This window comes from Candidatus Cloacimonadota bacterium (assembly GCA_011372345.1).
Taxonomy (GTDB): domain Bacteria; phylum Cloacimonadota; class Cloacimonadia; order Cloacimonadales; family TCS61; genus DRTC01.
The window spans coordinates 1-6,696 of sequence record DRTC01000637.1; the positions used below are offsets into that span (position 1 = coordinate 1).

The window sequence follows — 6,696 nt, forward strand, 5'->3', positions numbered from 1 at the left end:
CTGAAAAAGAAATTACTCAAATCGTCAAAGAAAAATTAAAATTGGTCGGTTTGGAAAATATCCTGATAAAAATGCCTTCCGAATTAAGCGGTGGTATGAAAAAAAGAGTTGCTCTTGCTCGTGCCATAATTCTTCAACCAAAATACATGATTTACGATGAACCTACAACCGGTCTCGATCCGAGCATTTCTTCCGAAATTACCGGTCTCATCCTGAAAATGCAAAGAACACTAAAAATAACTTCAATCGTGGTTACTCACGATCTTGACTGCATCGATAAGATTGCAAACAGGATTATAATGTTACATCAGAAAAAAATTATTTTTGACGGAAAATACGATGATTTTAAAAATGCCAACCAAAAGGAGATAAAGAGATTTTTGCGGATAAGTTAAGATTCTTTTGTGTTGTTCTCAACTCGACGACTTCGTCTTTCAAGTCGAGTCCAACTGTAATTAAATCCGTATTCATCCGTAAAATCCGTGAGCAATAAATGAAATTTCATCAAAATAAAAAAAGCCTGGAATTCAAAGTAGGATTGTTTTCTATGGCAGCTATTGCTATTCTGATCCTTGGCTATTCCTGGTTTTCCGGTTTTATGGAAAAACAGCAATATTCAAATATATCAGTGAAATTCCAAAATATTGGAAATATCGAAAAGGGAAGTACGGTTTCGATTCTTGGTGTTAAAAAAGGTAAGATCAAAGATATAGAAATCAACCATGAGGGAGTGATCCTGCATTTATTGGTGGAACTCGATTTTCCATTGAAAAAAGGAACAGAATTCAGGATCATTGAAACAAATATTATGGGAAGTGTTCAGGTGGAGATAACTCCTGGTAATGATCATCAAAATCTTGATCTTACTCAGATCCAGACAGGTCAAAAAAGTTATGGAATTTCAACTTTAGTTTCCGAATTGAGTAACATCAGTCAGAATTTGCAGAAATTGTTCAACAATACTGAAGACAAGCAAAGTATAATGGAAAGTGTTCATTCAGTTCTGGATAGTTCCCGTTCCTTGATTGAGAAATTAAATTATTCTTATTACAAAAATTCAGAAAATATCGATAAGATAATCTCTAATATTTCGGTAACATCAGAAAAATTAGCAAAGATGATCAATAATAATGAAGAAAATGTTTCTCTTGTTTTTGATTCATTTAAATCTGTCATTTATGAAATAGAAAATACTTTGAAAAAGATCGAGAAAATATCCGGCAATTTTGAGAACATTTCGGATAAGATGGAAAGTAATGACAGTAGTTTTCACCGTTTGATAACTGAAAAAAAGCTGTATGATAATTTGATGGAAGCAACAACATCACTCGATTCTCTTCTCAAGGATATAAAAAAAGATCCGGGCAGGTATTTCAAAGTGAAGATTTTTTGATTTTTGGAGTGCATTAACCATGTTAATGCAAAGCGACAAAGTCGCTTCCTGCTATTTGACACTTAAGGAACGACGAGTCGAAGTAAATTTTAATATTTGATCAAGGTTGTCCTCGACTCGCACTTCGTTACGAGTCAAGTCCAACCTGTAAAAGGTAACAATAATGAGAAAAATAGTTTTAATAATCATATTGATCTTAATTTATTTAAATCTCTTTCCCTACTATTTTGGAAAGAATAAAGTACAACCTTCCAAACTCAATTGGTCGAGAATGGAAACTCTTCATTTCGATATTTATTTTAAAACCGGAGATAATGAATTTGCTGAAATCGCGGCTTTAATGGCGGAAGATGCATATTATCATATTAAACAGGATTTTAAAAATCCGGTCAAAAACCGCATTCCGATCATCTTTTATAAATCTCACCAGGATTTTGAAACAACGAATATTATTTATCCTTTGTTGAATGAAAGTGTTGGCGGTTTCACGGAATCAGCACAAAATCGCGTTGTTGTTCCCTTTAACGGCAGTTATCGAGAATTGGAAGAGGTTCTGATCCATGAACTTACACATGCTTATGTGAATGAGATAAACAGAACCAGAATTGGTCTTTTTGAATTTTCAGTACTGCCTTTCTGGTTTCAGGAAGGACTCCCGGAATTTGAATCGGTTGAAGGAGATGATGTTTACAACAATATGTTCATCATTGATTTGATCATGAACGACGGATTGCATGATATAAACCAGATTGGAGGTTTCTATGCATACCGGCAAGGAGAGAGTTTTTTAGTTTATCTGAGCGAGAAATATGGTCGCGATAAAGTGATCGATTTTTTCTATGCAATTAAAATATCCAATACTCTCTATGCTGCTTCCAAGAAAGTTTTTGATCTGGAATTTGATAAGTTACAAATTGAATGGAAAAATTATCTGAAAAGAAAATACTTCCCCTTCATCTCCTCTTTTGAAGTTCCTTATGAAGCTTTTGAGAGAAAGACAGATCACAAAAAAGACGGTTCATATATGAATATTGCTCCCAGGTTTTCTCCTGATGGTGAGAACTATCTCTATTTTTCCAATAAGAATTTAAGAACGGATATCTGGAAAGGTTCGACTCTCGATCTTTCTTTTCCCAAAAGAATTTTGAAAGGTGAAGTTTCAGGTAGTTTTGAAGAATTTCATTTCCGGAGAAATAATATCAGCTGGCTTCCGGATGGAGAGCATTTTGCCTTTGTTGCCAAAACTTCGTTCGGAGATAAAATTTATATTATGAACTATGAAAAAAGGAAAATCACCGATGTATTTGCTTTCCCTGATTTTGATGCGATCTTTGAAATTGATGTTTCCAAAGACGGAAAGAAAATCGTATTTTCCGGTCAGCAAGCTCTTAAAAATGATATTTTTATTTTTGATCTCGAAACAAAAAAAATCACTCAAATAACCGATGACCGCTATTATGATTATGAACCGCGTTGGTCTCCGGATGATAAAAAGATCGTTTTCAGTTCGGAAAGAAATATCGATAAAAAAATTGAGAAAGATCATATTTTCGATTCTCTGATCAGCAATATTTTTTATTACGACACTGAAAATGAGAAATTTTATAATGTTACGGATAATGATTTTAATAATTATTCTCCTTTATGGAACAGCAGCGGAGATAAGATCATTTTTATTTCGGAAAGAGAAAAGATCACGAATTTTGAAGTTATCGATATTAATACAGCCCAAAGAGCGAAAATCACAAAATCTCTTGGCGGTGTTTTCAGCGGAGACCTGGATAGTTCGGATGAGAACCTGATCTTTTCCTGTTTTTATGAGAGTGGCTGGGATATTTATCTGAAAACAAATCCTCTGGAAAATCTGAAATATTGGGATTATAAGCTGCCGACTGAAGTAGTTTTCCAAAATGATTTTTATCAAAAATTTGAGATCGAAAATTATTCAGTATTCGGGAAAAAGGAAAGGAAATTTAAAAAGGAACTTCCGAAAACTTACGGCAAAGACATTACTACCATAGATTTCGGGAATCATATAGAAGTCGATAGCTCGAACATCGATTATAATATAAAACTTGATGAACGACCGCAAACAGAGAACATTCCTAAAATATATCCGTACAAAACAAAATTTTTCCTCGATGGACTTTGGGGTGGAGTTGCATATTCGTCTGCCGGAGGAGCATTTGGTCAAATAGCGTTTAGTTTGAGCGATCTTATGGGAAACCATTCTATTGGAGTCAATCTTGGTATTTCCGACAGTTTCAAGGATTCCGATTTTATCCTTAACTATTTTTACATGGCAAGAAGGATTGATTATGGAATCGGTGGATTTTATGTAAATGATGAAAAAATTTATAGTATCACTTATACAAATTCCGAGCAGGAAGATTATATGCGGGAAAGAGATCGGGAATACGGATTTTATGTTGTTACCCGTTATCCTTTCAATAAATTCTGGAGAGTTGATCTGGAAAATGTTTTATATCAAAGTGAAACCCAGAGAGATTGGTGGAATGATGCCAATGATTACTGGATGGAAGAATATTTACCTTCGGATTTCAGCGAGTTTTATGATTTAAAGATCAAAGAATCTGAATTAATTTATTCACCCCAAATCAATTTTGTTCATGATAATTCCCTTTATGGTTCTGTCGGACCTGTTTCCGGTTGGAGATGGTCATTGATATTGAATCAAAGTTTTTCCGATAAGAAGAAAAGTTATTCGGTAGGAATAATGGATTTCCGCAAATATATGTTTTTTGCAAAAAGATATTCTCTGGCATTTCGCTTATTGACCGGCGGAATAATCGGTGAAACCGACCAGAAATTTGAGATGAATTATTACAGTGGCGTGCGCGGTTATGATGAAGATCCGGAAGGTAAGAAAAAGGTTGTAACCAGCATGGAGCTTCGTTTTCCTTTTGTTGACCATTTTAAGATCGCCTTTCCCTTGCCATTATATTTTCATAATATTCGCGGAAGTGCTTTTCTCGATGCCGGTAGTATCTGGGATGATAATAAAGACCTGATGCTGGTTAAAGATAATATTTTGAATGATCTAAAAGTTGGAATGGGATTCGGACCAAGACTGAATCTGGGATATTTTATCTTGAAATTTGATGTTGCCTGGAGCACAGACCTGGAAACTTTCAGCAGGCCTGTTTATTATATCAGCTTGATGGAGGATTTTTAGTAAAACAACTTGCCAAGTTGTTTCTTGTTTTTCTTTCATCGCTTCCCAATTTCCTAATTGAGAATGAAGTAAATCTGGAATTTGTAAAAGAAGCCCACAACTTTAGTTGTGGGAAAAAATGGAATCAACCAACTGAATAACCGTTTTAACGGTTTTAAAGGAATTATTATGTTTCATTTTCAAATGTATATTTTGATAAAGACTAATTTTAAAACCATTGAAATGATTAATGATGGTTACTTAATTATTTCCTTTTCCACAACTGAAGTTGTGGATTTCTAATATCTTTAAAAAAAATTAGTCATTTCGGTTTCGAGTCGTATTAGCAAGCTTCTTACAACTCGAAGAGTGAATCTTTCTCTCCTTTCAGGAGAGGAACGGGGTGAGGTTAAAAAGGAGAAAAATAAATGCAAAAATCTTTTGAAGAACAGAAAAATGAATTTGAAAGATCTGTTGAAAAAACCATCAGCAGATTCCCGGAAAGGAAAGAAAAATTCCAGACAATTTCCGATAAAGAAGTAAAAAGAATTTATACAAATAAGGATACGGAAGAAATAAATTATGAAGAACAACTCGGATTCCCGGGAGTTTATCCTTTCACGCGCGGTGTTCAACCGACCATGTATCGCGGCAGATTCTGGACAATGCGTCAATATGCTGGATTCGGGAATGCAGAAGAGTCAAATCAGCGCTATAAATTTTTATTGCAGAAAGGACAAACCGGATTAAGCATTGCTTTTGATCTACCGACCCAAATGGGATACGACAGCGATCATCAAATGAGTGAAGGAGAAGTTGGAAAGGTCGGAGTTGCGATCGATTCACTTGCTGATATGGAAGTTCTTTTTAATGGAATTCCCCTCGACAAGGTTTCCACATCCATGACCATCAATGCACCTGCTTCGGTTTTGCTGGCAATGTATATCGCAGTTGCAGAAAAACAGGGAATTGCTGCTGATAAACTACGCGGCACGATCCAGAATGATATTCTGAAGGAATACATTGCACGCGGAACTTATATTTTCCCACCCAAACCTTCAATGAGATTGATCACCGACACTTTTGAATATTGCTCGCAGAATGTTCCTAAATGGAACACCATCTCGATTTCAGGTTATCATATTCGCGAAGCAGGATCGACTGCAGTTCAGGAAATCGCTTTCACGCTTGCAGATGGCATCGAGTATGTAAAAGCCGCAATTTCCAAAGGTCTTGATATCGATGAATTTGCTCCTCGACTTTCCTTCTTTTTCAATGCTCATAATGATTTATTGGAAGAAGTTGCTAAATTCAGAGCAGCTCGTTTTCTCTGGTCGAAGATCATGAAAGAGAAATTCAAAGCAAATAATCCTAAATCCATGATGTTGCGTTTTCATACCCAAACTGCAGGCTGTTCCTTAACTGCTCAACAACCTGATAACAATATCATCCGCGTAACTATTCAAACTCTGGCAGCTGTTCTCGGCGGAACTCAATCTTTACATACAAATTCCCGCGATGAAGCTCTTGCCCTGCCAACCGAAGATTCTGTTCAGATCGCTCTCCGAACGCAGCAGGTTGTCGCTCATGAAAGCGGAGTTACAAACACGATCGATCCGCTTGCTGGATCATATTTTATCGAATCATTAACTTCCGATATGATCAAAGAAGCAGAAGAAATGATCGATAAGATCGAGGAGATGGGTGGAATGATCCCGGCAATTGAAAAGGGATTCGTGCAGCAGCATATCCAGAACAGTGCTTATTCCTACCAGAAATCTATCGAAAGTAAAGACAGAATTATTGTCGGTGTGAATGAATTTAAAGTTGAGGAAAAAACTAAACCGGAACTCCTGAAAGTTGATCCCATAATTGGTGAAAACCAGATAGAGAAATTGAGAGAATTGAAGGAATCGCGGGATAATAAGATTGTTGAAGAAAAGTTGGAAAAGATCAAAAAAGCTGCAAATTCAAATAAAAATTTAGTTCCTTTTATTCTCGATGCTGTGAAGGTTTATGCTACTCTTGGTGAGATCTGCGGAGTTCTACGGGAAGAGTTTGGGGAGTATAAAGAAAGTGTGATCTTGTAACTCAAAGCTCCTGCTTTGAGAAAATAGATCATCAAATC

4 protein-coding genes are annotated in these 6,696 nt (G+C 35.8%); all 4 read left to right on the forward strand.

What is annotated here, in order from left to right:
• Window positions 1-395 (forward strand): ATP-binding cassette domain-containing protein (locus ENL20_12245; protein ID HHE39323.1); only part of this gene is annotated, 395 nt, incomplete at its 5' end.
• A 98-nt stretch (window positions 396-493) separates the two neighbouring features.
• Window positions 494-1,393, forward strand: coding sequence for an MCE family protein (locus ENL20_12250; protein HHE39324.1), 900 nt, complete (start codon window positions 494-496; stop codon window positions 1,391-1,393).
• A gap of 163 nt (window positions 1,394-1,556) precedes the next feature.
• On the forward strand, window positions 1,557-4,589 hold the full coding sequence (locus ENL20_12255; protein ID HHE39325.1) for a hypothetical protein: 3,033 nt from the start codon (window positions 1,557-1,559) through the stop codon (window positions 4,587-4,589).
• 407 nt (window positions 4,590-4,996) lie between these two features.
• Window positions 4,997-6,658, forward strand: coding sequence for a methylmalonyl-CoA mutase (locus tag ENL20_12260; GenBank protein ID HHE39326.1), 1,662 nt, complete (start codon window positions 4,997-4,999; stop codon window positions 6,656-6,658).
• Window positions 6,659-6,696 lie beyond the last annotated feature (38 nt).

Coding starts and splice junctions, on each gene's coding strand:
- ENL20_12250 (HHE39324.1), top strand. CDS start 494: ATGAAATTTCATCAAAATAAAAAAAGCCTGGAATTCAAAGTAGGATTG.
- ENL20_12255 (HHE39325.1), top strand. CDS start 1,557: ATGAGAAAAATAGTTTTAATAATCATATTGATCTTAATTTATTTAAAT.
- ENL20_12260 (HHE39326.1), top strand. CDS start 4,997: ATGCAAAAATCTTTTGAAGAACAGAAAAATGAATTTGAAAGATCTGTT.